General features: G+C 67.9%; 22 protein-coding genes and 3 pseudogenes. 11 read left to right on the forward strand and 14 right to left on the reverse strand.

The features are described 5' to 3' along the window. Positions 1-286: 286 nt before the first annotated feature. The gene (locus G3I60_RS06555) at positions 287-499 is read right to left on the reverse strand and encodes a hypothetical protein (protein ID WP_164298834.1); all 213 of its coding nucleotides are present in this window, start codon (positions 497-499) and stop codon (positions 287-289) included. A 332-nt stretch (positions 500-831) separates the two neighbouring features. On the opposite strand from G3I60_RS06555, the pseudogene G3I60_RS06560 reads away from it, so the two are divergent. Next, positions 832-1574, forward strand: a pseudogene (locus tag G3I60_RS06560) (helix-turn-helix domain-containing protein). A gap of 2 nt (positions 1575-1576) precedes the next feature. After that, the gene (locus G3I60_RS06565; protein ID WP_164297271.1) at positions 1577-2047 is read left to right on the forward strand and encodes an NUDIX domain-containing protein; all 471 of its coding nucleotides are present in this window, start codon (positions 1577-1579) and stop codon (positions 2045-2047) included. A 179-nt stretch (positions 2048-2226) separates the two neighbouring features. Here the strand turns inward: G3I60_RS06565 and G3I60_RS06570 are convergent, their stop codons facing one another. Then, positions 2227-2754: an SMI1/KNR4 family protein gene (locus G3I60_RS06570; RefSeq protein ID WP_164297269.1), complete on the reverse strand. Its 528-nt coding sequence runs from the start codon at positions 2752-2754 to the stop codon at positions 2227-2229. A gap of 496 nt (positions 2755-3250) precedes the next feature. Next, positions 3251-3844: pseudogene (locus G3I60_RS06575) on the reverse strand (DUF4291 domain-containing protein). Between the two features lie 212 nt (positions 3845-4056). Here G3I60_RS06575 and G3I60_RS06580 point away from each other — a divergent pair. The 3 genes from G3I60_RS06580 (at position 4057) to G3I60_RS06590 (ending at position 6259) form a co-directional block, all read left to right on the forward strand. After that, entirely contained in the window at positions 4057-4344 is a 288-nt protein-coding gene (locus G3I60_RS06580; RefSeq protein WP_343241795.1) for a DUF2283 domain-containing protein, read from the forward strand. 368 nt (positions 4345-4712) lie between these two features. Continuing rightward, positions 4713-5618 carry a nucleotidyltransferase gene (locus G3I60_RS06585; protein ID WP_164297268.1) on the forward strand — a complete coding sequence of 302 codons (906 nt, stop codon included), beginning with the start codon at positions 4713-4715 and terminating at the stop codon, positions 5616-5618. 2 nt (positions 5619-5620) lie between these two features. Next, positions 5621-6259 carry a hypothetical protein gene (locus G3I60_RS06590; protein ID WP_164297266.1) on the forward strand — a complete coding sequence of 213 codons (639 nt, stop codon included), beginning with the start codon at positions 5621-5623 and terminating at the stop codon, positions 6257-6259. Between the two features lie 326 nt (positions 6260-6585). Here the strand turns inward: G3I60_RS06590 and G3I60_RS06595 are convergent, their stop codons facing one another. Further along, positions 6586-10254, reverse strand: a complete 3669-nt coding sequence (locus G3I60_RS06595; RefSeq protein ID WP_203672324.1) for an AAA family ATPase — start codon at positions 10252-10254, stop codon at positions 6586-6588. A gap of 56 nt (positions 10255-10310) precedes the next feature. Between G3I60_RS06595 and G3I60_RS06600 the strand changes: the two are divergent. The 3 genes and pseudogenes from G3I60_RS06600 to G3I60_RS06610 form a co-directional block, all read left to right on the forward strand. Beyond that, positions 10311-10712: pseudogene (locus G3I60_RS06600) on the forward strand (DUF4291 family protein); the annotation flags it as partial. A 119-nt stretch (positions 10713-10831) separates the two neighbouring features. Next, positions 10832-11416, forward strand: coding sequence for a SigE family RNA polymerase sigma factor (locus G3I60_RS06605; RefSeq protein WP_164297260.1), 585 nt, complete (start codon positions 10832-10834; stop codon positions 11414-11416). Then, positions 11413-12189, forward strand: a complete 777-nt coding sequence (locus tag G3I60_RS06610) for a hypothetical protein (protein WP_138355259.1) — start codon at positions 11413-11415, stop codon at positions 12187-12189. The genes G3I60_RS06605 and G3I60_RS06610 overlap by 4 nt, the downstream gene beginning before the upstream one ends. Positions 12190-12339: 150 nt before the next feature. On the opposite strand, the gene G3I60_RS06615 is transcribed toward G3I60_RS06610, so the two are convergent. After that, positions 12340-13956 carry an MFS transporter gene (locus tag G3I60_RS06615; protein WP_164297258.1) on the reverse strand — a complete coding sequence of 539 codons (1617 nt, stop codon included), beginning with the start codon at positions 13954-13956 and terminating at the stop codon, positions 12340-12342. Between the two features lie 133 nt (positions 13957-14089). Further along, the gene (locus G3I60_RS06620; RefSeq protein WP_164297256.1) at positions 14090-14416 is read right to left on the reverse strand and encodes a carboxymuconolactone decarboxylase family protein; all 327 of its coding nucleotides are present in this window, start codon (positions 14414-14416) and stop codon (positions 14090-14092) included. 387 nt (positions 14417-14803) lie between these two features. On the opposite strand from G3I60_RS06620, the gene G3I60_RS06625 reads away from it, so the two are divergent. Next, positions 14804-15271, forward strand: coding sequence for an amphi-Trp domain-containing protein (locus G3I60_RS06625; protein WP_239069568.1), 468 nt, complete (start codon positions 14804-14806; stop codon positions 15269-15271). Positions 15272-15278: 7 nt separating this feature from the next. Here the strand turns inward: G3I60_RS06625 and G3I60_RS06630 are convergent, their stop codons facing one another. Then, positions 15279-15863, reverse strand: coding sequence for a universal stress protein (locus G3I60_RS06630; protein ID WP_164297254.1), 585 nt, complete (start codon positions 15861-15863; stop codon positions 15279-15281). 412 nt (positions 15864-16275) lie between these two features. Continuing rightward, the gene (locus tag G3I60_RS06635; protein WP_164606785.1) at positions 16276-16515 is read right to left on the reverse strand and encodes a hypothetical protein; all 240 of its coding nucleotides are present in this window, start codon (positions 16513-16515) and stop codon (positions 16276-16278) included. A 332-nt stretch (positions 16516-16847) separates the two neighbouring features. Between G3I60_RS06635 and G3I60_RS45175 the strand changes: the two genes are divergently transcribed. Further along, positions 16848-17267: an SAV_915 family protein gene (locus G3I60_RS45175; RefSeq protein WP_239069569.1), complete on the forward strand. Its 420-nt coding sequence runs from the start codon at positions 16848-16850 to the stop codon at positions 17265-17267. A gap of 30 nt (positions 17268-17297) precedes the next feature. Here G3I60_RS45175 and G3I60_RS06645 read toward each other — a convergent pair whose 3' ends face one another. The 3 genes from G3I60_RS06645 to G3I60_RS06655 form a co-directional block, all read right to left on the reverse strand. Beyond that, positions 17298-17819, reverse strand: a complete 522-nt coding sequence (locus tag G3I60_RS06645) for a histidine phosphatase family protein (protein ID WP_164606822.1) — start codon at positions 17817-17819, stop codon at positions 17298-17300. Between the two features lie 5 nt (positions 17820-17824). Then, entirely contained in the window at positions 17825-18544 is a 720-nt protein-coding gene (locus G3I60_RS06650) for a hypothetical protein (protein WP_164297250.1), read from the reverse strand. An 81-nt stretch (positions 18545-18625) separates the two neighbouring features. Then, positions 18626-18970, reverse strand: coding sequence for a MerR family transcriptional regulator (locus G3I60_RS06655; protein ID WP_164297248.1), 345 nt, complete (start codon positions 18968-18970; stop codon positions 18626-18628). 256 nt (positions 18971-19226) lie between these two features. On the opposite strand from G3I60_RS06655, the gene G3I60_RS06660 reads away from it, so the two are divergent. Beyond that, on the forward strand, positions 19227-19667 hold the full coding sequence (locus G3I60_RS06660; RefSeq protein ID WP_164297246.1) for an STAS domain-containing protein: 441 nt from the start codon (positions 19227-19229) through the stop codon (positions 19665-19667). A 114-nt stretch (positions 19668-19781) separates the two neighbouring features. Here G3I60_RS06660 and G3I60_RS06665 read toward each other — a convergent pair whose 3' ends face one another. From G3I60_RS06665 to G3I60_RS06675, 3 genes are all read right to left on the reverse strand, one after another. After that, the gene (locus tag G3I60_RS06665) at positions 19782-21320 is read right to left on the reverse strand and encodes a DEAD/DEAH box helicase (protein ID WP_138355248.1); all 1539 of its coding nucleotides are present in this window, start codon (positions 21318-21320) and stop codon (positions 19782-19784) included. A 283-nt stretch (positions 21321-21603) separates the two neighbouring features. Next, positions 21604-21807: a cold-shock protein gene (locus G3I60_RS06670; protein WP_034275260.1), complete on the reverse strand. Its 204-nt coding sequence runs from the start codon at positions 21805-21807 to the stop codon at positions 21604-21606. Between the two features lie 273 nt (positions 21808-22080). After that, entirely contained in the window at positions 22081-23457 is a 1377-nt protein-coding gene (locus G3I60_RS06675; RefSeq protein ID WP_239069603.1) for an MFS transporter, read from the reverse strand. Positions 23458-23520: the final 63 nt, after the last annotated feature.

Below are 23520 nucleotides of genomic sequence, written 5' to 3' on the forward strand. Positions count from 1 at the left end.
CTCCAGCACGAAAGCGGCAGACGCCACCCGCTCGCGGGCACCCACTCCCCTCACCGTGGCCCTTCTACCAGCGAGGCCCGGAAGAAGCTCGTGATCACGCCACGGAATCCCGTGTGCCCAGTGAGCCCGGCATGGCGCAAGCACCACACCTCCGGACCCTCTTGCTCATCCGCTGCCGCCGACGCCTCGCCGCACGAAGTGCACTCCGCCGCATAGATCGGGCCGCTAGCCGTTGTGTCCGTGGCCAGCGACCAATCCGTGTACCGATAGACCGCCCTGCCCACCATCACCGCAGCCCCCGGCCACCACGTTCGACCGCCAGGCCGTCCGCCGCATTGAGCCGCAGGGCCAGACCAGAGGTGAAGACCAGCACGACTACCAGGCCACCCGAGGCAAACCGGTCCGAACGAACCGCCTTCACCTCTCGCCACTGACCGCGCACACTGACCCGGTCCCCGCGCTGTACCCTCAGCGCCGCAACGCGGGCCATCACGACCACCGGTCCTCAACGCTGCTCGCGTCGTCGACCCGCGTACCAGTCTGACCGTCAGTCCCGGCAGGCTTGACGTCCTCCGGGCAGGCGCCCCATTCCGTTCCACCGCCGACTGGCCGCAGTTGGATGTACGGGCCTACGCGGCCAATGACGTGGCCCGTGCGCCGCTTGGCTGTATCCACTGCCAGCGCGCCGACTTCAGGAATCCCGTCATTGCTCATGCCGGGATCATCACGCGCATCACCAGGACGTTGGAACCTCCCCCAAAACCCACTTCGGGACGTCCCACACCGGGTAGAACGTCCCTAGTGCCGTCCCGTCAGGTGGGGAAAGATCAGATGCCGAACGAGAGATTACGTGCCGCCATGGCAGCCGGAGGCTGGACATACGCCGCCCTTGCGGTAAAGGCCGAGGTGGACCCGAAATCCGTTGAGCGATGGGTCAATCTCGGCCGAACGCCACGCCGCGTCACGGCCATGCTGGCGGCAGAGACCTTAGGAGAAGATGTGCACGCTCTGTGGCCAGCGCTCAGGCAGGCCCGCGCTGCCCGAGCAGTCAGTCCCGAACTGGTAGCTCTCTATGATCAGCGCGCTGACATTCCAGCGTCGACGTTCGTCGACATGCTGTCGCAAGCACACGAGCAGATCGACGTGTTGGTGTACGCCGCCATCTTTCTGCACGAGGCGTATCCCCGGCTCAATGAGCTTCTGCAGGAGCGAGCCACCGATGGCTGCGCGGTCCGCATCGCCATTGGTGATCCGGACGACCCCAACGTTCGGCAGCGCGGCCAGGAAGAGCGATTCGGGCACGGCATCGAATCGCGCTGCCGGCTCGCCCTCATGCACTACACGCCGTTGGTGGGTGTGCCCGGGATCGAGTCCGGACGCACGGGACCACCCTCTACAACTCGCTGTATCGCGCCGATGACCAGGCCCTGATCAATGCCCATGTCTGGGGAGTGAACGCATACGCCGCACCCGTCTGGCACCTCCGCCGGCACGGCGATGGTGGAATGTTCGACACCTACGCGGGAAGCTTCGATGCGGTTTGGGCGACAGCGACGCAGGTACAGGAGACGTGACCGTGATCCGGACCGAGTACTACGACAACCCCAAAGCGCCCAAGCCCAACAGCTTGGTCGTGGCAGCGTCCGCTGTCGTCACCGACGAGGAGGGCCGCATCCTGCTTCAGCGGCGGACGGACAACGACCTCTGGGCCTTGCCGGGCGGCGGTATGGACATGACGGACTCGCTTCCAGGTACCGCAGTCCGTGAAGTCAAGGAAGAGACCGGCCTGGACGTGGAGATCACCGGGCTTGTCGGCACGTACACCGACCCGCGGCACGTCATCGCCTACTCGGACGGCGAAGTACGACGGCAGTTCAACGTCTGCTTCACCGCCCGAGTCGTTGGTGGTCGACTCGCCATGTCGGATGAGTCGACGGAGCTCCGATTCATCGCCCAGGCTGAGATTGCCGAGCTTCCGATGCATCACACTCAGCAGCTCCGAATCCGCCACTTCATGGAGCACCGCGCTGAGCCCTACCTGGGCTGATGTCGCACGACGTTTCCCTTGGCAGGCGCATCCAGCACGGAGACAGCTGTAGGTGCCGGCTGAAGGATGGCTGTGTCCACTTGACTTGTCGCCAACGTGTCAGTCGACCAGCCGCCCTGCCGGTGGCGGGCCGTGCGGGATCTCCCTGCCTGCCAGCAGGGTTCGCGGTCCGGCCTCGCTCAGCCACAGAGTCCCATCATCGAGTCGTCGAAGTCCGGGAACTCCCCAGCTGCCTGCTCGATCACGGCTGCGGCCGACTGCTCCCGGTCCGGGGCGAATCGCTGCGCGAGAGCCGCGAATGCCTCGTTGGGCTGCGCAGTCCAGTCGGGCTCGTAGTCAGTGGCAGCCTCACAGGGGCCGTAGCCGCCGGCGAGCAGCCACAGGAAGTCGCCCAGGCTGCGGGCCACGACGCCGGTCTCGCCCTCGGAACCGAAGAACACCACGGGCTGATCGACGAGTGGCTGGCCAGGGCGTACCAGCCAGAACGCCGCATACCCGCCCGAGCCGTCCTGGCCGAACACGCGGAAGGCGTCGCCGCTGAGTTCCGGGTTCCCGGTCCAGGCCCGGAACCAGTCGGTGGTGTCCTCACCGGTCAAGAAGGCCGGGAAGGGCTCGAAGTCGACCCCTTCGCCGTCGCTGTATTCGAAGGGAACAGCAAGGGCAGCGGCGAGCGCGGCGGGAACCTGTCGATCATCGGTAGATGGCACGCCGACAGGCTAGTTCCCACCGCTGACAACGGATGGCGGGGCTCCCGGCGCAACAGTCATCGGCCAGGCGGACGCTCACCGAGGGCCACGAGCTGCCATGCGTGAAGTCGGAACGAGCTACCCCTCCACGCGCACCGCAGAAAGTAACAGATCACATGGACAAAGCCACTGACAACTCCCTTGGACAACTGCCCATAGCAGCAGGTTACGAGACACGAAGATGACATGTGAAAACGGAACCTACAGCAGCCTCTCGGGCTAGGCCCGAAAAAGGACTATGAACACGGCTTGACATGGATCATCAAGCAGCGTTCACAGACCTTATCCATGCTGCTGGTGACATGACCGTGAACGGCTGCCGGTGTGTGGCCTGCCTCGCGGGATGCGTTGGACGGGAGCCCTCGGGCGCGGGGTCGCCTGGCTTGACCTTCGTCCCAGTGAGCCTGTGCTGCCATGTGGCCCCGGGCGATGCCGGCCGTTGTGTCCGGGTTGCCGGTCAGGGACGCAGGTGGGCCAGCAGTTCGTCACCGCCGGGATATGGCTGTTCCTGGGGGAGCAGCTGCGCGGCGGAGTCTGAATCGCCGCGACTGACGAGCGTGCGGATTTCGCGGGCAAGCGGGGTCACGTCTCTGATGGATACGGTCCATTCGTCCGCGTAACGCAGCGATGCCTCGCCAGCGAGCCCCAGTTGAAGTGAGCGGTACGGCAGGGAACGCAGGTTCAGGTCTCGTTCGGGATCCCACTGGACACGAGCCGGCGCGCGCTTGAGGTCACGCTGCCAGGCGGCTTGATCGGGGTGCAGCCCGCTGACGTAGCTCGACGCGCAGGCGTGGCGCAGCGCCCAGTCGAAGCCGTCGCGATCGATCTCGACGGCAAGAACGGTCTCCTGGCCTTCCTTTGTACCCCAACCGGAGCGGTACATCATCCACAGGAAGCTTGGTTTAATCCACGTCATGCGGTCACGCTTCCACGCTGCGGGAAAGCGGCCGTCGCGGACCGCGGGAAGTCCGATTTCAGGGGATTATGCCTGGTAGACAGTAATCGTGGATGCCGTGTGGAGCGCGCGGATCCTGCGGTGCGGTTCTTCCATGGCATACAGCGTGGGGCCGGCCGGTTCGGGTGGCCACCAATTTTCGACCGCTGTTCGTTGCGCCAGGCAATGCCGGCCGCAGCACCGACATGGTCAGGGCTGTCCTGGACTTGCAACTCGCCGCGTCAGCACGAGGGCGACGAGACCCGCCGCATGGACAACGACAGAACCGACATGAACTTCACCAAGGGCCCCAGATCACCGTGCCAGACGTGCGAGTCACCTACGACAAGACTGTGGACGCCGCCTACGTGTACTTCACCGAACCGCAGGATCGCGTGCAGTCCGCGCACACGTACCCCTGCGATCCGGTGAACGTCGGCGGGATGATCAACCTGGACTTCGACGAGCAGGGCCGCCTCATCGGAATCGAGGCTTGGCGGCCAGTTCAAAATTGCCCGCATACCTGCTCCAGTCCGCGGAGCGGCTGGACACCGAAGGCGCATGAAGCAGTAGAGCGCGGCAATCGCGGCCACCCGCTGAGGTCAGCCACAGGCTAGAAAAGGCTCACGGTGGCTATTGGAGCTCTCCGGGGTCGAGGCGATCCTCGTCAGGCTACTCCCCCAGTTGGTCCCGACCGAGGCTCTCACCATTCCGACAAATGAGTGCCTGTCTGCTCCGCGGTCGAGCCAGATGCAGTCGGCCTACTTGTCTGCCGCACCTCGAATCTCAGCCGATGGTCAGGTCGAAACGGGCTGAAAGCGAGACATTGCCCCTGTACCTGCGGAGCGCGGACCGCAAAGTCGGCTCTACATCCCCATCCCCGAACCAACGAGCAGCTTCGGTCGGATGTGTCTGCCGTAGATCGGTTTGTCGGTCCCCGCCCGTACGCTGTTCCCGGCGTAGGCCGGGATGTAGGGAGAGGCTCATGGCAAGGCAGCTGACGCTCACACAGCGTCTCGCTCTGGTCAACAAGTGGAAGAACCCGCCCGGCCCGTCCGAGCAGCTTCGGCTGGATCGGGCCGAGCGCATGGTCAAGGCGGCGGTCGATCAGCACAGGCCGTTCCAGAGCCTGGACATCACGGTCGCAGCCAAGGGCTCCTACCCAAACAACACCAACGTCCGCGGCGACAGCGACGTGGACATCATGGTGAAACTCAACCATCCCTTTCACACCGACGGCCTGGCGAGCTGGTGGTTCGGTGAGCAGGCCGACAAGGGGACATGGACCAAGACCGGTCTCCGCCAGGAGGTCTACGTTGCTCTCACGAATCACTTCGGACGGGTGGACCCGGACCACAACCTCGCCTTCTTCGTTCCGGAGGTTCTCGGGAGCCGCCCCAGCATCGACGTGGTGCCGTGCTTCAAGTGGGTGACATACGACTTCTCAGCTCCCGGGGGCCAGTACGTGGGGAGCGCCGTCTATGGCCGCAACGGCAAGCGAATCATCAACTGGCCCGAGCTGCAACTGATCAACGGTCGCACTAAGAACACCGATACCAATCTGCGGTACAAGTTCGTGGTTCGGGTCCTGAAGAACGTGGAGAACGACCTCGCGGCTGCGGGCGTGATCGAGGCACTGCCGTCGTACTTCTCAGAGTGTCTGATCTACAACGTGCCCAAACCCATCTTCCTCGCTGGCGACTTCGACGACGCAGTCCGGGCGAGTCTGCAAGAGGTCCGCCGGCAGCTCACGGGGACCTGGTTCGGTTCGCAGCGCATGGTGGAACCGAACGGAATCAAGAAGCTCTTCGGTGAAGGCCAGAAGTGGGCGGAGAAGGACGCACGGGAGCTGATCGAAGGCGCCTGGTACTACCTCGGCTACGGAGGCTGACGATGGGCACAGCCACCACCATCCGCACTGGCGCAACCGTCGCCGCCACTCTCTACACAGGCATTCTGCTCGTGCTGGGTTTGTACCCATCGCAGTTCCGTTACCTGTTCGCCTACATCCCAGCCGCTGTCGGATACGGCGTGGTCGTCTTCGACAAGTGGGTCTGGCGCTGGTCCGGAATCCACCGTTTCACCGGCCGACCCTGGGTCACCGGCACATGGCGCGTGATCCTGTCCCCGAGCGCGGACAGCCACATACCCGAAGGCGGAAACCGGGGGCCGATCACCACATACCTAACGATTGAGCAGACCTTCTGGAGCCTGCACGCCACGCTTCGCACCAAGGAGAGCACCTCGCGCTCAAGCAACGCCCACATCAGTTCCCCCGAGAACTCTGGTACCGCAGAGATCGGGTTCCTCTACGACAACACGCCGCGCGCGGAGCACCAGCACCGCAGCCCTCGGCACGAAGGGGCCTGTCGCATCTCTGTCACGGGCCTGAACCCCCGGGCAGCAACAGGGCACTACTACACCAGTCGGTTCACCGCCGGCGACATGGACTTCACCCTGCTCAACCGCTCCATCGACTACGGCACCTTCGCCGAAGCCCAGGCAGCCGATCCGGAGCACACCACTAGCTGACTTAGCTATCACCGGAGAAACCCGATACCCCTGAGCGCTGTCACCCGCACATGGAATGGGGTTGTACGAACGAGCAATGAGCGGCGGCAAGGAATGGACTATGAACACGGCTTGACGTGGGTCATCAATCCGCGTTCATGACCTCTTTCGTGGGCTGAAGAGCTTGGGATTACTTCGTTGATCGCTTCTCAGGGGTGCTCGAATCGACTGAGCAGGCTGGAGCCCAATTTGAGAACCATGATGCCGCGTGGACCAGCCACGACGGCTCGTTTGCCGGGAAGGAACCTGGTGCTCCACAACGGTGATCCGACCCGTAGATGGTGCTCTCATCGACTTTCCGCGGACCAAAGGACAGCGGAACAGGTGTGTCCGCCAGAGAGGATGAGCGACTGCCTGCCGATCTGGGTGGTGTCCACGTCGGCCAATGCCATGTGATGAGCCTGCTCGAGTTGAGCATCGATCATCAGGGAACCGTCTTCGGTGTTCCAGATGTGCAGACGAGAGTAGGCGCAGGCTCCGACAGCGACCGGGAGGTCACCTATGTGACCGAAGGAGACAGCCGAGATAGACACCGGGTCGCCGTTGTCCATTCTGCGAACTGGTAGGTCGAGATGCCGCGTCTCATCGCTCCTCACATTCCATAGCCGGGCCTGGAGGCACTCCCAGTCACATGTGATGAACCGGAGTGCTTCGTCCGTTTGCTCTGGGAGTGGAGCCACCATGAACCTGCCGGTGTGGCAGGCCAGCGATGGCCGAACAGCATCGCACGTGGCAAGGTCGAAGAATCCCAGTCGCCCGCTGGTCGCTGTGACGAGGAGCAATGGCCGCTGCCTGTTCATGACAGCGATGGAACTCCATTCCTCGTCCGAGGCCAACTGGAATTCGTGTGACGCTTGGCCGTCCGGGAAGACCCGTAGGGTGATGTGCCTCTGCCTATCCAGCGTGACGAAGGACCGCGGGTCGCCCGGCACCACGGCTGCGCTGCGGAAGCCCTCCTCGGCCGATCGCCTCAGTTCGGCGAGGACGCCACCGCCGTCAGCCGCAAAGATCACGAGAGAGCCGCCGGCCCTGATGGACGCGATGCAGCCCTGTTGGGTGGAGTCGACGCCTGTGACGACGCTGTGGTGGTCGCCGACACTAGCCGCCGGGCGGGCTGCTTGGATGTTCCAGGCACGTACGGCGCCGTCGCGTCCCCCCGAGATAAGCAGGCGGGCACCGTTCAGTTCGCACTGTGCCAGCGATTGCACCCCACCGTCATGAACGGCCAGTTGCCGTACCTCCTCTTGGGCGGCGCCACGCATGAAGAGGTTGCCGTTCCAATCGCCCCAACACCACAGATCGTTGTCGTGCCCCGTAACCAGGGTGGTGAACACTCCCGCGTCACCATGATGTGGGTCCCCGACAATCTCTCCACGGACCGGGTCCCAGGCGATCACCTGGCCTGCCGTAGTTCCCAGAAGGAGCACAGGCCCGTCCTGGCGCTCAGCGAGCGATGCTGCCCAGAAGCGCGTGTCATTCCGCCAGCCCGGCATGTGTACTCCGGGATGCAGCGGTTCACTGAGCGGACGACCGGTGGTGAGGTCCCACGTCTTAATGTCACCACTGTTGCCGCTCACCACCGCAAGGCACCGCCCGCCTACGTTGTCCACCACGAGAACTTGGTCTTCTCGACCGATCGCGACGGGCGGCAGATCCAGCACATGACCGTCCCTGACGGACAAGACCTCGACTACGTGATCTCGGCTGACCGTAGCCACTGCGGATTGACCTGCGACGTCTAACGACCAGACACCGTTTGGCGCACGATCTTCCGCGAGAATCCTCTGCGGATCGACCGCGTCCGGCGTCGTGCGCAGTAGATGCCCATCCTCGTGAAGGGTCACGATGGCGATGCCGTCACCCTGCCGGAAGGTAGCCATGTTGAGGATGCGTGAATCCGGCTCCCGTACGCCGGTCACCATGGGTTCTCCATCGGCGAGGCGCCACGCCTGGATGCCCCATGCGCTCGCCGAGAGCACCACGATCCCCCTCGCTGTCTCAACGGTGTCGACAGCAAGGACGTAGTCGTCATGGTGACCGAGCATGCGGCTCTCAATGAGCGCGTCCCAGCGAGCCCAGAGCACCGACCAGGGACGATCGGGAGCCGTAGCTGCCAATTCGCCCGCCAGGCGCACGTCGCCAGCCATGTGGGCCGCCATCTCGAGGTAGCAGATGCGCTCGTCTTCCGGTGCCACAAGGAGTTGCTGGCCGACTCGTTGAATGATGCGAGCCACTCGCCAGCCCGACCCGGTGCGAGTGGTGGGGAGTGCCGTCAGCAGGCGAGCCGGATCCACGGCAGCCAAAAAGCCCGCGTCATCGAGAAGCTGGTCCAACACCTGGCCCTCGCCCGCATGGAAAGGCAGATAGGTACGCGTGTACCTGTCGGCGTGCGCCCAGTCCCGCTCGTCAAGGGAAGACGATGACAGCTTCTCGAGGAGGATGTCCGCAAGACGGCGGTGGACCTCGGCTGCCGGACGCTGACGAGTGCTCAACTGCCGCAAATACTCGCCCAGCGCTTCGTGGAAGAGTCGGAAGGCGACACGGTCTGCGTGGGTGCTGCGGTGGAGCAGGTCCACCGCAGAGCTGTCCAGGAGCAGCCGGGTGACATCGCGTTCGGAGTACGCGGCTGTTCCCAGCATGGTGGCCGCGGCCGCCCAGGTTCCTGGGTCGCTGAAGCCATCGCCCTGCGACCAGGCCAGAGCCATCAGCAGATCGCGTAACCATGGCCCACCTGGCTGAACGTCACCAAGGTATCGGTCCATGGCGGCACCCACTGTGGTGGGAAACGTCGCCGCCCACCCAGAGCTCCCTGTATCCACGGGTTCGTCAGATCCCATCAGGGACAGCGCCGTGAGCTGTGCCACGAGAAAACTGGAGCCGGCACGAGCGGCTACGGCCGCAGCGACCTTTTCCGCGAGTGCAGGGCGGCCACGGTAGGGAGTGCGGACCTGCGGGTCCGGATCGGCCAGCAATGTGCTACGGACGTACTCAGCAACATCGCGTCGATCCAGATACTGTTCCTCGTCCAGATCGAGTACGAGCGCCGAAGCTCCGAACAGCCGCAGCAGGTGGTCCTCGCCACCTCGGCGCGTGCCGACGAGCAGACGGATGCCCGTCCGCTCCGACGCCGCCGCCAGCGGCTCGAGTAGGTCAATGATGAGCCGATGGGCGTCGGCAGCCTCATCCACCCCATCGACGACGACCACAGTTGATCGATGCTCGAAATCCTCGCGGAGATGTGCGAGGAGACCGCTGCACGTCCCCTCGTCGATCGCCAGGGCCTGTGAGATCTCGGCGGCCACTTCGTCTGCCGTGTGGCCACGTACGTGCACCGCCATGCTGATGGAGCCGACCGGCGGTCGCGTCCCGGCTGGTGCGGTGGCAAGCACCTCATTCGGTTGTCCGGCATCGGCCAGACTCACCAGCCTTCCGAGAACCGCTGACTTACCGGATCCCGGGGCACCGGTCACGACACGAGACCACGCAACGTCCAGACCGGCGCCGTTGATCCAGTCCACCAGCTCACGCAGCACTCGAAGCCGGCCCATGAAGTATGAGCCCTCGCGCACGAGCGAAGGCAGAATTCCACGCCCTCTAGGGTGGAAGTGACTGCGCAACTGCTCCGCCCGCTGCGCAGCTGCGGTATCAGACCTATGAGCCAGCAGTTGCTGGTGCAGCGCCCGCCTCGAAACTCGATCGCTAAGCGCATCAACCGCCGGTGGTACCGCAAATCCGCACACCATGACCAGGGCTGTGAGGACCACCAGGACAGGGGAGACGTGGTCAGACGTGAGGAGCCCCAGCAAGGCCCCAATCGCAACTGCCAGGCCCGGCAGCATGTAGAGCAACAGGCGCTCGGTCAGTGACCGTCGGTTGTCACGCTGGCGCAGTGAGTACACGGTTTCATTCGTATATCCAATCGCGCCTCCTCGTCCATGGAATCCGCGGACGATCATCAAGCCGGCTCGACATGGTCATCAAGCCGCGTTCAAGCGACCCGGCCTGATCGTTGAAGGAAGGCCAGGAGCCGGTACTCGCCGTCGAGATCACCCGTGAAGGCTTCGAGTGGGCGCTGCGCCATGCCTGCCTCTCCCACTACGAGCGCGGGCTCCACCCCGACCTGGCCACCTGGAAGCGCGACCTCAAACGCTCCCCCGCCCGCGTCCAATGGGACCCGGAACGCGATCTCCACCTCCAGCCGCTGCCGTACCGCTCCCTCCAACTCGGCCTCACCGGCGACGCCGCCCGCCGATACGCGGACGAGTGGACGGTCACCATCACCGACGTGACGCCGCTCGCCCAGGAGATCCACACCCTCGTACGCGCCGGAGACCTGCACACCGCGGACCGGCTCCTGCCCGCCGAACTCCCCTACCCCGCCGGCGAAGAACTCCTGGCGCCGCTGCTGCCGTAGAGCCAGGGGCAGCGGTTCAGTGCCGCCGGCGCGCTCCTCGTGGTGCCCGCGGCACCGCTCAGTCGTGATCTGAGGTGACCGGGCAACCATTTGCGGTGTCGCGTGACTCTAAGGGGGTCATGAGCATCTTCAACGTGAAAGCGCGTGGCACGGCGCCCCCCGGAGTTGCTGCGGAATCGGTCGAGGAGAGTGAGGGGATACCGGATTTCGACCTGCTGGCGGCGAGGCGGTGGCCATCGCTCGTCAGGACCGGTTATCTGCTGACCGGTGATGTCGGCGCCGGGCAGGATCTGGCCCAGACCGCTCTGGCGTCCTGCTATGCCCATTGGGACAAGGTGTCGCGGGCGCGGGACGTGGACGCCTATCTGCATCGGGTCCTGGTCAATGCGCACCGCACCCGGATGCGTCGGCGTCGGGTGCGGGAAGTGGCGTGGGACCGCCGGACCGAGGCGAGCGCGGCCGCCTCGGTGGACTTCGCACCCGCCGCCGCATGGCGGGTGACGGTCAACCGGGCGCTGGCGGCGCTTCCGCCGCGGCAGCGCGCGGTTCTGGTGCTGCGTTTCTGGTCGGACCTGACCGAAGCGCAGGTCGCTGCGGCGATGGGCTGCTCGGTGGGCACCGTGAAGAGCCAGACCTCCAAGGCACTGGCCAAGCTTCGGCTCGATCCCGCGTTGCGGCTCGACCCTTCGGAAGGACAGTCATGAACGACCCCACGAGCCCTACCGAGGACGGTCTGAAAGCGGTGTTCGAGCGGCTGTCGCAGGACAGTGAGGTGGGCCGGGTACCACTGGGAGCCATCGTGACCTCCGGCCGGCGGCAACGTCGGACGCGGCGGGCCCTGCTGGGGCTTTCGGCGGTAGCTGTCGCGACGGTGCTGGGGGGAGGCGGCTGGCTGGCGGCGCAGGCGAACTCCGCGGGCACCACGGCCACCCCGATGTCCCCACCGGCCGCTACGACCCCGAAGGCCCCGGCGATCCCCCGGCCGAGCATCACGACAACGAAGGCCCCACGCACGCCGCAGGATCCGCCCTTCCCGATCTACCGAACCTTCCCCGAACATTCGGGAAAGATCGCGGGCGTCCCCTGGAAGCTGGGGCTGGTGCACGCCGGCGGCGGCACCTCCTGCACCGCGGTCGTGGCAGCGACCGGCCCGGACACCGGCACAGCCGGCATGTTCGGCTGCGACCAGCAGCCGGCCAATTCGGACGGCGGCGTCAGCACCACCGGCTACACGATCGACGCTCCGTCAGGCCACGGCTCCGTGGGGTGGGTGACCATCGGGCAGGTCAGTCCCAGCGTGAAGTCGGTGGACTGTGTCTGGAAAGGCGTGCACTACAGCACCCCGACCTTCCGGCTCCCGGGCCTGACCCAGACCTACTTCGCCCTGGGACTGCCGGGTACCCAGGGCACCGACCACTCCTCCGAGATCAAACTGCGGGACGCCCAGGGCAAGGAGATCGGCACTGCTCCCTTCTGATCCGGCCACGTCCGTGGACCGTCCGTGGACCGTCCGTGGACGCAAGGATCACGGCAACAGCCCCGGTCCTGCTCAGCGGATTGCTCACCGGACCGTCCCAGCCCCGCGATGGCCCCGCACTCGGTCTCAACCCGCCGTCGAGGTCGCCCGCTACGGCTCCGTCGAACGGGGCTGGGTCGTCGGGATCCGTGAGGTGAAGAACATCGCCAGGAGAGCACTGAAGGCGAGGATGGCGAGTGCGGCGCGCAGGCCGTCGATCCTGGCGTCGGCGTTCGCGTCGAGTGCCGCCTGAGTCACCTTCGCGCTCGTGCCGGCGTCGCCGAGGGCGGACTTGAGCTGGGCGTCCGACAAGAACGGTACGCCGCTCTGGAGCTCGACAGCCGCCTGGCTCTTGACGTCGGCCGGGACCGCCGGATTCTGCTCCACGCTGGTCAGGAATGACGTCGACAGCGCGGCGATCATGATCGACCCGGCGAGCGCCGTACCGATCGAGGCGCCCAGGTTGGTGACGGCGTTCTGAACGCCGCCGACTTCCGAGCTCTGGGCTTCGGGCACGGCGGACACGGTGACCGACCCGAGCTGGGAGGCCAGCGCGCCCATGCCCAGTCCGATCAACAGGAGGGGAATGGTGACGACTTCCGCGCCGGCGTCCGCGTCGAGCGCGGCCATCAGGATCACCGCGCCCGCGAGCAACGCGAGGGTCCCGAGCCGCACCACCCGCCGCGGCGAGACATCCGGGAAGAGGCGCGGAATCAGGATCGCGGCCGCCAGCAGCGTCACGGAGAGCGGCAGGATGCGGGCGCCGGTCTTGAGCGCGGACAGGCCCAGGGCGACGGACAGATAGAGCGGTACGACGAAGAAGACGCCCATCTGAACGAGGTACTGGAAGAAGAACATGGTCAGTCCGCCGGTGAGCTGCCTGTTGTGCAGCATGGCCGGGTCGACGAGAGGTTCCCTGTGCCGCTCCACCATGCGGGCCTCCCAGCGAAGGAAGAGCCAGATCAGCAGTAGGCCGGCCAGCATCAGCCACACGACCAGCGAAACCCCGAGCCACGAGGGCGCGTCGGGCTTCGGCTGGAACCAGCCCCATTCGTCCGAGCGGAGTACGCCGTAGACGAAGATCCCGAGCCCGAGCGCGGACAGCACGGCGCCCACGAGATCAATGCGCGGCCGCTCGCTGATCGGCGTGTCGACGATGCGGGCGGCAAGCAGCAGGATGCCGAGCACCACCACGACCTCACCGGCGAAGACCCATCGCCAGGAGAAGTACGTCGTCGCGACACCCCCGATGAGCGGCCCGACCGCGATCGCCACGGCCCCTGCGGCCGCGACGAGACCGTAAGCGGCGGGACGGCGCTCGGCGACGAAGTTGCTCGCCACGAGTGCCACGATGGCGGGCAGGATCAGTGCCGCCCCGATCCCCTCGAGGAACGCCCAGCCGAACAGCAGCACGGGCAGGTTCGGTGCGATCGCCGTGGTCAGGGAGCCACAGCCGTAGATGACGCAGCCGATCATGAACGCGCGTTTGCGGCCGATCAGCGCCCCCACCTTGCCGCCGAGGATCATGAACATCGCCATCACGAGGGTGTAGGCCGTGATGGCACCCTGGATTCCCGTCACCGTCGTGCCCACGTCCTCGGCCACCGTCGCGATCGAGACGTTCATGACCGAGCTGTCGAGCGCCATCAGGAACTGGCCGGCAGCGAGTGCCAGCAGGACGATTCGCGCCGTTGCCGAACTCGCGGCGGTTCCTGCCTTGGATGCCATGGGCCGAATCGTCCCAGCTGTCCCGGAGCGCGGACCCGCGACCCACCACGAAGGTCAACCGGTTGGTGGACTCAGGTCGGCGGAGTCACCGCGGACATCAACTGCTGCTGCGGCGGGACGAGCGGACGGAGATTCAGCCCTGGGCTTCCATCTCGGCATCGGCGACGGCAATGGCGATGCCGAGCGCCGTGGCGATGTTGCCCGCTGCCGTCATGACACGGGCGGTGCCGACGATGGGTGCGATGGCGACCAGGATGTCCTGCACCTGTTCGGCGGTCAGACCGGCTTGGAGTGCGGGGTCGATATGCGCCACGTACGAGATGGGCGGGGCATCCGAGGCGGCGAGTGCCGCGATACGCGTGACGATGAACATGTCGGGTGCCATCCCGCATCGCTCGATCGAGTCGACCGTCATGGCAGCAAGGGTGTCCAGGACAGGGGTTTCCGACGCAGTGGACATGTCGCATGGCCTCCTGGTGAGTTTCGAGCTTCAGGGAGATATCTCGAGAGAGAGAGGGAGAGAGGGAGATATGAGGCGGAGAGAACCGCGTTCCGCGAGCGTGAAGCTTCCCCAATCGTAGAACCCATCCTGGGCTCCCGCATGGGGGCGCATGGTCCGCCGGGCCATGGGTGCAGGCGTCCGACCAGGTGCGGGCCCGGATGGGGAGAGCCCGTTTGTCGTGATCGGTCACGTCGTCGCCGTATGCGTTACGACACCGCTCCGACCTGCACAGATGGGCTGCGAGTTGCTCATCGAGCGCTGTCGGTCAGGCACCCCGAGGTGCGGAGTGATCCCGGTGGGTCGACATTGGAAGTAGGCCGGGCGGCCGAGCGCGGACGCGCGGTAATGATCTTCGTGGGCATCGCCGCCATCGCTGAGGACGACGTGTTCCCTACACGCCCGCATGGCCTTGACGCGACGCCCGACGCCCATGCCGTTTCCGGATCGGAGACACCCATGAAAGACCTCAAGTTCGAGCAGAAGCGCTCACTGACACGCCTTGAGGCGGCTGACCAGCTCACAGCACTCGCAGCCGCGCTGAGGAAAGGTGAGGATGCCGAACTTGAACTCAGCCCGGGAACGCTGAGCCTGCGGATCGCCGACGATCTTCGCAGCGAGATCGAGGTCGAGATCGGCGATGGGGAGATCGAGCTCGAGATCGAGTTCACCTGGTCGACCGGGTCGAGCAGGAAAGAGCCGGCGCGGAAGGCCGCGGGCACGGCGAAGGCCGTAGGCACGGCGAAGGCCGCGGGCACAGCGAAGGCCGCGGGCACAGCGAAGGCCGCGACGCGAAAGAAGGCCCGCCGGGCCTGACAAACCGTCATGAGGTCGATGTCGGGCGATACGGATCTTCACCCACAGGGCTCATCTCGTCGGGGCGCCGCGTCGCATAGCGCGCTCCGAAGCGGGTGTTGGGGAACGGGAACCCGTGACGCCCCGCGCGTTCGAGCGTCTCCAGCAGGTCGGACGGCGGTACGGCGATCACCGGGCACTTGGCGTGGGCCAGGCAGTAGCGGGCCACCGAGCCGTGGAACATCCGGGTCAGCGGGCCGCGGCGGCCCGCACTCACCACGAGCAGGTCGTCCGGCCGGTCGGCGATCCGCACCAGCGCCTGACCGGCCCCGGCGCGCACGATCAGCGGCCGGATACGCAGGCCGTTGGGGTAGCCGCCGAGGGCCTGCTCGAAGGCGGTGTCCAGGCGCTTGCCGGCCGCGCGCTCCCATTCCTTGAGCAGCGGCGGGCAGGGCGTCCTGCGATACGCGATCTCGCCGCCCACCGGCACCCAGGCGAGCACCGGCACGAGGAGGGCGTCGGAGCGGCGCGCCTCGGCGACGCCGCGGTGCAGTGCGGCCAGGCTGCTCAGCGATCCGCTGACGCCGACGATGATCCGCGTGGCCTCGGCCATGGTGGTTTCGCTTCCTTCTCTACTGAGACCGGTGAACCGTGGACCCTGCGCCCCGGCTCCTTGTCCCTTCCAGTGGATCCCCGCGAAGCGCCAGCGGCGGCATCCCTTGACGGACCCGATATACGGCCGGCGAGATCCTTGACGGCCCTCTGACAGCCTCACGCCCGGACGCGGCAGGACGACGGGTCCTGACGGAAAGGTCCAGACGGACGGCTCCTGGCTGACGGGTCCTGGCTGACGCGTCCTACAGACCGATGTCGCGCAGGCTCATGTCCGTCAGCGTCTCGCGGCGTACCAGGAGCCGGGCGGTGCCGTCGTGGACGGCGACGACGGGCGGAGGCGGGCCAGACGACGAGCGACGACGGGTCCACCGCCGGCGCCGTGGCCAGGGCCGGTACGAGCGAGGTGGCGGTCATGCGCAGCGCGCCGGCGTCGTGCGGTCCGCGTGGCACCAGTTGTCCGGCGCCAGGGTCTTGACGGGAGCGGGAGCGACGACGTCAGGGCCGGCGGCGGGGTACGCCGGGGCCGACCGGGCGCAGAGGGTGGTGCGGACGTACGGAGTCGGCCGGTCCGACGGCGCCGGGACGACAAAGGAACCGGCCGCGATCCGTTCGGTCGGCTCGGGTTCGTCCTCGTACTGGCACAGGCACATGGCGGTCCTCCGGAAGGGAGACGAGATGCTCTCCCGCGTGATCGCCGGGAGCACTGCCATCACGCTATGCCCGCAGGTCCAGGCCCCGACCCCCTCCCTGACGCGTGCTTGACGCGCAGGCCGGAGCTTTGATGCACCTCTGACGACGCAGGCCTCAGGACGCCGCTCCGCGCCCCGTCAGCTGCCCGTCAGGAGCGCGTCAAAGGGGCCGGTGCCCGCATCAAGCCCCCGTAAGGAGCGTGATCGACGACCCCCCGCGCGGGGATACCTTCATCGGAGCGGCGCCGGCGATCACGCCGGAGAACGCTTCGCCTCTTTCAAGGAGCACTGTGATGGTCGAGCACCAGTACGCGGAGGATCCCGAACCTTCCGAACGCATCCCGGCCGGACCACTTCTCGTCCCTGTCCGGCCGGGTTCCGCGGGCTGCACCGCCCGCTTCTTCCGCACCCCGCTCGGCGGCCGCACCGCCGTCGCCTTCACCACCGAGCAGCGGCTCGTCGCGGCGCTGGGCGCCGGCCAGGAGTGGATCAGACTGTCCGCGTCCGCGCTGCACGAGCTCGGGGCGCCGCTGGGCGTCACCGCCCTCACCGTCGACCCGTCGCTGGTCGCCCCCGCTCCCAGGCCCGTCGGAACCACCGCGCACCTCGGAACCACCGCGCCCGTCAGAACGGCCGGACCCGTCAAGGCCGCTGGACCCGTCAGAAGCGTCGCGACCCCGGCGACCGTCGCGGCCGCCGGGACCTTCCGCTGAGGCGGGGAACGCCCTTCCGGCCGTCCGCCGTCAGGAACGCTCCTCACGCCGCCCGCGCGGAACCACGAAGTCGGTCAGCAGGGCGGACCCCGGCTCGAGGGCCGACCACGGTCCGCTCCAGGTGAGCACGGCGGTGCCGGACGTGGGGAACTTGGTCCGCGCGCGCTCCAGGGTGTCGCCGGCCGCCTCGCCGGCGAGCAGCAGGGCCAGTTCCTGGAGGCCGGGGTTGTGGCCGACCAGCAGCAACGTCCCGACATCGGAGGCCACTTCGCGGACGACGTCGAGCAGATCGTCGTCGTCCGCCGCGTAGAGGCGCGGTTCGTAGCGGACCGGTGGAGCGCCGTCGAGCTCGGCGGCGGCCAGTTCCCAGGTCTGGCGGGTCCGGCGGGCGGAGGAGCACAGGACGAGGTCGGGCAGCCGGCCCGCCTCGTCCAACCACCGGCCGGCGGCGGGGGCATCGCGCAGGCCGCGCCGGTTCAGCGGTCTGTCGTGGTCGGGAACGCCGTCGGGCCAGGCGGACTTGGCGTGCCGCAGGATCACCAGTCGCCGCATCCCGCTCATGCCGGTGCCCCGGCGGAGCGCGGGCGGCCGATCTCGCGGACGACTTCCAGGCCGAGAACCCGGTCGAGATGCGCGAAGGTCTCGAACTTGGCGCCGGACGGTACCTCACCGGCCGTCTCCAGCCCGCGCAGCAGCCGCAGCACCTCGGAGGTGTCGAGGGTGTCCTCCAGCGTGGCCCGGGCCGTTCGCACCAGGTCGGCGGCCATCGGCTTGGACGGCTCCTCGGCCCAGTCGGCCACCGCTCGCCGCCAGCGGGCCAGCAGGCGGCCGGCCACGGCGATCTCCTCGGACGTGACGGCGATCGGTTCGTGGTGCGGGTGGCCGAGGAGCAGCACGCGCACGGCGAGCATGTCCTCGTCCACCGGGTCCGGTCCCGTGGCGCTCGCCTCGCCGACGCGGAGGCTGGCGCCGCCCGCGCCCTCGTAGGCGCGATGGGTGATGTGCACGACCGGTGGGCCGCCCAGTGTCTCGGTGATCTCCTCGAGGGTGCCGGTGGCGTCGGCCGGACGGATGCCCGCCCCGTCGGCGGAGGGCACCTGCGGTCCGGTCCACCCCATGAGCACCGCCCTGCCGCGCAGCTCGACGACGCGCGCCAGCACGTCGGCGACGAGGAGCACCCGCAGTCCGGTCAGATCGCCCGGATCGCCGTCCTGTGGGGCATGGGCGCAGATCCGCAGCGGACCAGGGCCGGTCAGTTCATCCACGATGCTCAGCACAGCACCGACCCTAGGCGCTCCGGCGCCGTCGTGGCACGGGCCCGCACCGCCCCGTCCGGCCCGGATGCGCCGCCCGGACGGTCAGTCGTCCCCGGGCGGCGGGCCGCCGGCCCCGCGGCGCAGCTCCTCGTTGAGGCGCAGGGCCTCCTCGAGCTGGTCCTCCAGGATGACGATGCGGCACGCCGTGTCGATGGCCGTGCCCTGGTCGACGAGTTCGCGCGCGCGGGCGGCGACGCGCAGCTGGTGGCGCGAGTAGCGGCGGTGGCCGCCCTCCGAACGCAGCGGGGTGATCAGCCGCGCGTCACCCAGCGCCCGCAGGAAGGCGGGCGTGCTGCCGATCATCTCCGCGGCCCGGCCCATGGTGTAGGCGGGGTAGTCGTCGTCGTCGAACCTGTCGGTCGTGTTCGTACGGGTTCTGGGGGTCATTGCACCTCTGCGGCGGACAGCCCACTCGGGGGGAGGCGACAGCCGGAGATCACCGACGTCCTGCATTACGTCAGAAAACCTAACAACCCGATCGGGAAATGTCTATCGTGGCCGAGACAGATTTACGCACGCCGGGAAGCCAGGTACGCTTCCCTCGCGCTACCTCGCCACGGAGTCGGCCGACCCGTGGCAAGGCGGGGTGGGGGCGACGAGAGCACACCCAGATTTCCTCGATCTTGATCTTCGGGAGACGACCATGACTCGGCTGCAGGTGCGGCCCGTACGCCACGGCCAGGGGGATGTCGACGTACTCGCGCTGGCGGGCGAGCTCGACCTCGACAGCGAGGACGTCCTGGCGACCGCCGTGGCCGACCTGCTCCGGGCCCGGCAGGACGGCCGGCCCGGGAACGGCGAGCTGCCGGCCCAGCAGGACGGCGACACCCGCCGGTCCCGCCTGGTACTGGACTGCGCCGGCCTCACCTTCTGCGACTCCCGCGGGCTGGGCCTGCTGCTCACCATCCGGCAGACGCTGCAGGACCGCGGGGACGTCCTGGTCCTCGCCGACGTCAGCCCGCAACTGCTGCGCACGCTCGAACTGACCGGTGCGGACCAGGTCCTGACGCTCGCCGACGGGGTGGGCGAAGCCCTGCTCCCGGTCGCTCCGCCCGAGCCGCGCACCGGCGACGCGTCCGCCTGACGACGCCTCCGCCTGACGGCCCTTCCGCCTGACAGCGACAACGAAAAGCCGGGCCCCACTCGTCAGTGGGGCCCGGCGGTATTCGGGGTGCTGCCGGCCGTTGGCCGGCAACGGTCAGACGGCGGTCGTACGGGGCCTGGAGGAACGATCCGGCGCACCGGCGCGACGAGCCTGGGCCGTACGGCTGCGGCGCCCGCGGGTCGAGGCGGCACTGCGCTTCGCGGTCTCGGACACCGGGGAGGTGATGACGACCGGAACACCGGACGGGGCCTGGGCACCGGTGATCCGGGTCAGCTCGGCCTCGCCGGAACGGACCTGGGTCGTCTTCGGCGTGATGCCGGCGTCGGCCATCAGACGCGTCATGTCGCGGCGCTGGTTCGGCAGCACCAGCGTGACGACCACACCGGACTCCCCCGCGCGGGCGGTACGGCCGCCGCGGTGCAGGTAGTCCTTGTGGTCGCTCGGCGGGTCGACGTTGACGACGAGGTCCAGGTTGTCGACGTGGATACCGCGGGCGGCGACGTTGGTCGCCACCAGCACGGTCACGTGGCCGGTCTTGAACTGCTCCAGCGTCCGGTTGCGCTGCGGCTGCGACTTGCCGCCGTGCAGCGCGGCCGCGCGCACACCGCTGGCCAGCAGCTCGCGGGTCAGCAGGTCGACGGCGTGCTTGGTGTCCAGGAACATCAGCACCCGGCCGTCACGGGCGGCGATCTCCGTGGTGGTGGCGCGCTTGTCGGCGCCGTGCACGTGCAGCACGTGGTGCTCCATCGTGGTGACCGCACCGGCCGACGGGTCCACCGAGTGGACCACCGGGTCGTGCAGGTACTGGCGCACCAGCTGGTCGACGTTGCGGTCCAGGGTGGCCGAGAACAGCATCCGCTGGCCGTCGGTGCGCACCTGGTCGAGCAGCGCGGTGACCTGCGGCATGAAGCCCATGTCCGCCATCTGGTCGGCCTCGTCGAGCACCGTGATGGCCACCCGGTCCAGCCGGCAGTCACCCCGGTCGATCAGGTCCTTGAGCCGGCCCGGCGTCGCCACGACGACCTCGGCGCCGCCGCGCAGCACGCTGGCCTGGCGGCCGATCGACATACCGCCGACGACCGTGGCCAGCCGCAGGTGCAGCGAGCGGGCGTACGGGGTCAGGGCGTCGGTGACCTGCTGGGCCAGCTCACGGGTCGGCACCAGCACCAGGGCGAGCGGCTGGCGGGGCTGGGCACGCTGTCCGGCGGTGCGGCAGAGCAGCGCCAGACCGAACGCGAGGGTCTTGCCGGAGCCGGTACGCCCCCGGCCGAGGACGTCACGGCCGGCCAGCGAGTTCGGCAGCGTCGCGCCCTGGATCGGGAACGGCTCGTTCATGCCCAGGCTGGTGAGCATCTTGAGCACCTCGACGGGCATGTCCAGCGCGCCGAAGGTGGTGACGGCGGGAAGCGCCGGGGTGATGGTCACGGGCAGGGCGAACTCGCCCTGCAGCGCGGCCGGCCGGCGGCCGGAACCGCCGGAGCGGTTCGGGGACTGCGAGCGGGAACGGCCGGTGAAACCGGCGGTGTTGTTGCCCGAGCCGGCGGAGCGGCTGCTGTAGCTGCCGCCACTGCCCGAGCCGCCGGTGCGGCTGCTGCGGGAGTAGGGGCTGTTCGAGCGCGTGGTGCGGTTCATGCGGAACCTTCCTCGAGGCGGCGCGTGTCGAGGAAGTCCCGGCGGCCGGCAGCCGCGCAAGGAATCGCAAGAAACGAACCGAAGCAAATGACGAATGCGGAGTCCGGCGGAAATATCCGCGCGGTGAACTCCGATGAAAACGGCGCCTACTGAGAAGTGGCGGCCGGAATACCGGACCGATGAGGTCCGTGTGGTGAATGGTGCCCGGGAGGTCCTACGGAGTCCGGGCAACGGCCAGGGCCCGCACCGTGAGGTGCGGGCCCTGGCTCAGCTCTTGTCAGCGTCAGGCGGGAACGATGTTCTCGGCCTGCGGGCCCTTCTGGCCCTGCGTGACGTCGAAGGAGACCTTCTGGCCTTCCTGGAGCTCACGGAAGCCCTGGGCGGCGATGTTCGAGTAGTGGGCGAAGACGTCAGCGCCGCCGCCGTCCTGCTCGATGAAGCCGAAGCCCTTTTCCGCGTTGAACCACTTCACGGTGCCAGTAGCCATGTCAAATCTCCTCTGATAGGGGGCACAGCCGGAACACGCACTTCACGTGTTCCGCGTCGCCGCAATGAGCCCATCCGGAGATGACCGGAAAAACAAAATGCACCTGAGGGATGTAACCGTCAGGTGCACACAAAGTTTCATGGGTACCACAACTGCAACTGAGATCTACGATAGCACGTGGCCCGCATCCATGGCGGATGCGGGCCTTCCGGCGGCGACCCGGGTGCGCGGCGCCCTTGTGGCACACCGCCGGAATGGGGTGTGAGACCCGCGTCACGTCCGCCGTGTGCCGCGCAGGAACAGGGCCGCGAGGACCGCTCCGGCCAGCGCGAGGGCCGCGTTCACCAGGACCGCGTTCCCGATGCCGTCCAGCACCGCGCCCGTGCCGGACGAGACGGTGATCCCGGCGGTGGCGATGGCGCTCATGACCGGGGCGCCCATGGTGATGCCGACCTGCTGGGTCATGGTGGCCAGCCCGGTCGCCATGCCCTGCTCGGCGTCGGGGTTGCCGGAGGTGGCGGTGACCATGAAGCCGACGATCACCAGCATGTTGCCGATCCCGCCGAGGAAGGTGCCCGCCAGCAGCAGCGCCATCCAGCCGCGGTCGTCGCCCAGCGCGACCAGCGCCACCGTCGCCACGGCCTGGACGACACCACCGGTCACGAGCGTGGCTCTGGTGCCGATCCGGCCGATCACCCGGGCCGCGACCAGACCGCCGGCGACGGTGCCCAGGCCCAGCACACCGAAGGAGAGGCCCGCCGCCAGCGGGGAGAAGCCGAGCACTTTCTGCAGATAGAGGGTCATGAGGAAGACCAGCGAGGTCTCGGTGACGAAGGCGATGAGGCCCGCGACGTTGCCCCAGATCACGGTGCGGCGCCGCAGCATCGCCACCGGCACCAGAGGAGCGGACGCGCCCTTCTCGACGAGGCAGAACACGACGAGCAGTACGGCGCCGGTCGCCAGGGAGACCAGAGCCACCGGGTCACCCCACCCCTTCTCCCCCGCAGTGGTCAGCCCGAGGACCAGGGCGAGCAGGCCGAGGGTGACCGCGATCGCGCCGGGTACGTCCAGCCGCGGGCGGACCGCCGGGCGGCTCTCCTTGATCACCAGCGGGGCCACGATCAGCACCGCGACGGCGACCGGCACGTTGACGAAGAACGCCCAGCGCCAGGAGAGCAGGTCGGTCAGTACACCGCCGAGGACCGCGCCGGCGGTGAAGCCGGCCGACATCAGGGCGCCGTTGAGACCGAGCGCCTTGTCGCGGAGCGGGCCCTCGGGAAAGGAAGAGGTCAGCAGCGACAGCCCGGCCGGGGTGACGGCCGCGGTCGCCAGCCCCTGGGCGACCCGGGCAGCCAGCAGCATGCCAGGGCTGACCGCCAGCCCGCCGACCAGCGAGGAGACCCCCAGCACCGCCAGCCCGGCGAGGAACAGCCGGCGGCGGCCGACGATGTCGGCGATCCGGCCGAACAACAGCGTGAACCCCGCGGCGGCCAGCGCGAACGACGTACCGATCCACTGCAGGTCCGCCAGCGGGAACCCGAGCCCCTGGCCGACCACCGGCAGCGCCACATTGAGAATCGAGAAGTCCACGGCCAGCATGAACTGCGCGACCAGCAGCACCACCAGGACCAGCCGCAGCCGGCCCGTCATCCGGTCGGGCACGGACTCCCGTACGGACCCGCCGGCCGGCGCCTCCACGCCGGCCGGCACCCC

This window comes from Streptomyces sp. SID13666 (assembly GCF_010548325.1).
In the GTDB taxonomy this organism is placed as follows: Bacteria; Actinomycetota; Actinomycetes; order Streptomycetales; family Streptomycetaceae; genus Actinacidiphila; species Actinacidiphila fildesensis.

Coding starts and splice junctions, on each gene's coding strand:
- G3I60_RS06645 (WP_164606822.1), bottom strand. CDS start 17,819: ATGCGGCGACTGGTGATCCTGCGGCACGCCAAGTCCGCCTGGCCCGAC.
- G3I60_RS06585 (WP_164297268.1), top strand. CDS start 4,713: ATGGCAAGGCAGCTGACGCTCACACAGCGTCTCGCTCTGGTCAACAAG.
- G3I60_RS45175 (WP_239069569.1), top strand. CDS start 16,848: ATGGTCGAGCACCAGTACGCGGAGGATCCCGAACCTTCCGAACGCATC.
- G3I60_RS06660 (WP_164297246.1), top strand. CDS start 19,227: ATGACTCGGCTGCAGGTGCGGCCCGTACGCCACGGCCAGGGGGATGTC.
- G3I60_RS06615 (WP_164297258.1), bottom strand. CDS start 13,956: ATGGCATCCAAGGCAGGAACCGCCGCGAGTTCGGCAACGGCGCGAATC.
- G3I60_RS06625 (WP_239069568.1), top strand. CDS start 14,804: ATGATCTTCGTGGGCATCGCCGCCATCGCTGAGGACGACGTGTTCCCT.
- G3I60_RS06595 (WP_203672324.1), bottom strand. CDS start 10,254: ATGATCGTCCGCGGATTCCATGGACGAGGAGGCGCGATTGGATATACG.
- G3I60_RS06675 (WP_239069603.1), bottom strand. CDS start 23,457: ATGACGGGCCGGCTGCGGCTGGTCCTGGTGGTGCTGCTGGTCGCGCAG.
- G3I60_RS06620 (WP_164297256.1), bottom strand. CDS start 14,416: ATGTCCACTGCGTCGGAAACCCCTGTCCTGGACACCCTTGCTGCCATG.
- G3I60_RS06665 (WP_138355248.1), bottom strand. CDS start 21,320: ATGAACCGCACCACGCGCTCGAACAGCCCCTACTCCCGCAGCAGCCGC.
- G3I60_RS06630 (WP_164297254.1), bottom strand. CDS start 15,863: ATGGCCGAGGCCACGCGGATCATCGTCGGCGTCAGCGGATCGCTGAGC.
- G3I60_RS06605 (WP_164297260.1), top strand. CDS start 10,832: ATGAGCATCTTCAACGTGAAAGCGCGTGGCACGGCGCCCCCCGGAGTT.
- G3I60_RS06590 (WP_164297266.1), top strand. CDS start 5,621: ATGGGCACAGCCACCACCATCCGCACTGGCGCAACCGTCGCCGCCACT.
- G3I60_RS06610 (WP_138355259.1), top strand. CDS start 11,413: ATGAACGACCCCACGAGCCCTACCGAGGACGGTCTGAAAGCGGTGTTC.
- G3I60_RS06670 (WP_034275260.1), bottom strand. CDS start 21,807: ATGGCTACTGGCACCGTGAAGTGGTTCAACGCGGAAAAGGGCTTCGGC.
- G3I60_RS06655 (WP_164297248.1), bottom strand. CDS start 18,970: ATGACCCCCAGAACCCGTACGAACACGACCGACAGGTTCGACGACGAC.
- G3I60_RS06635 (WP_164606785.1), bottom strand. CDS start 16,515: ATGTGCCTGTGCCAGTACGAGGACGAACCCGAGCCGACCGAACGGATC.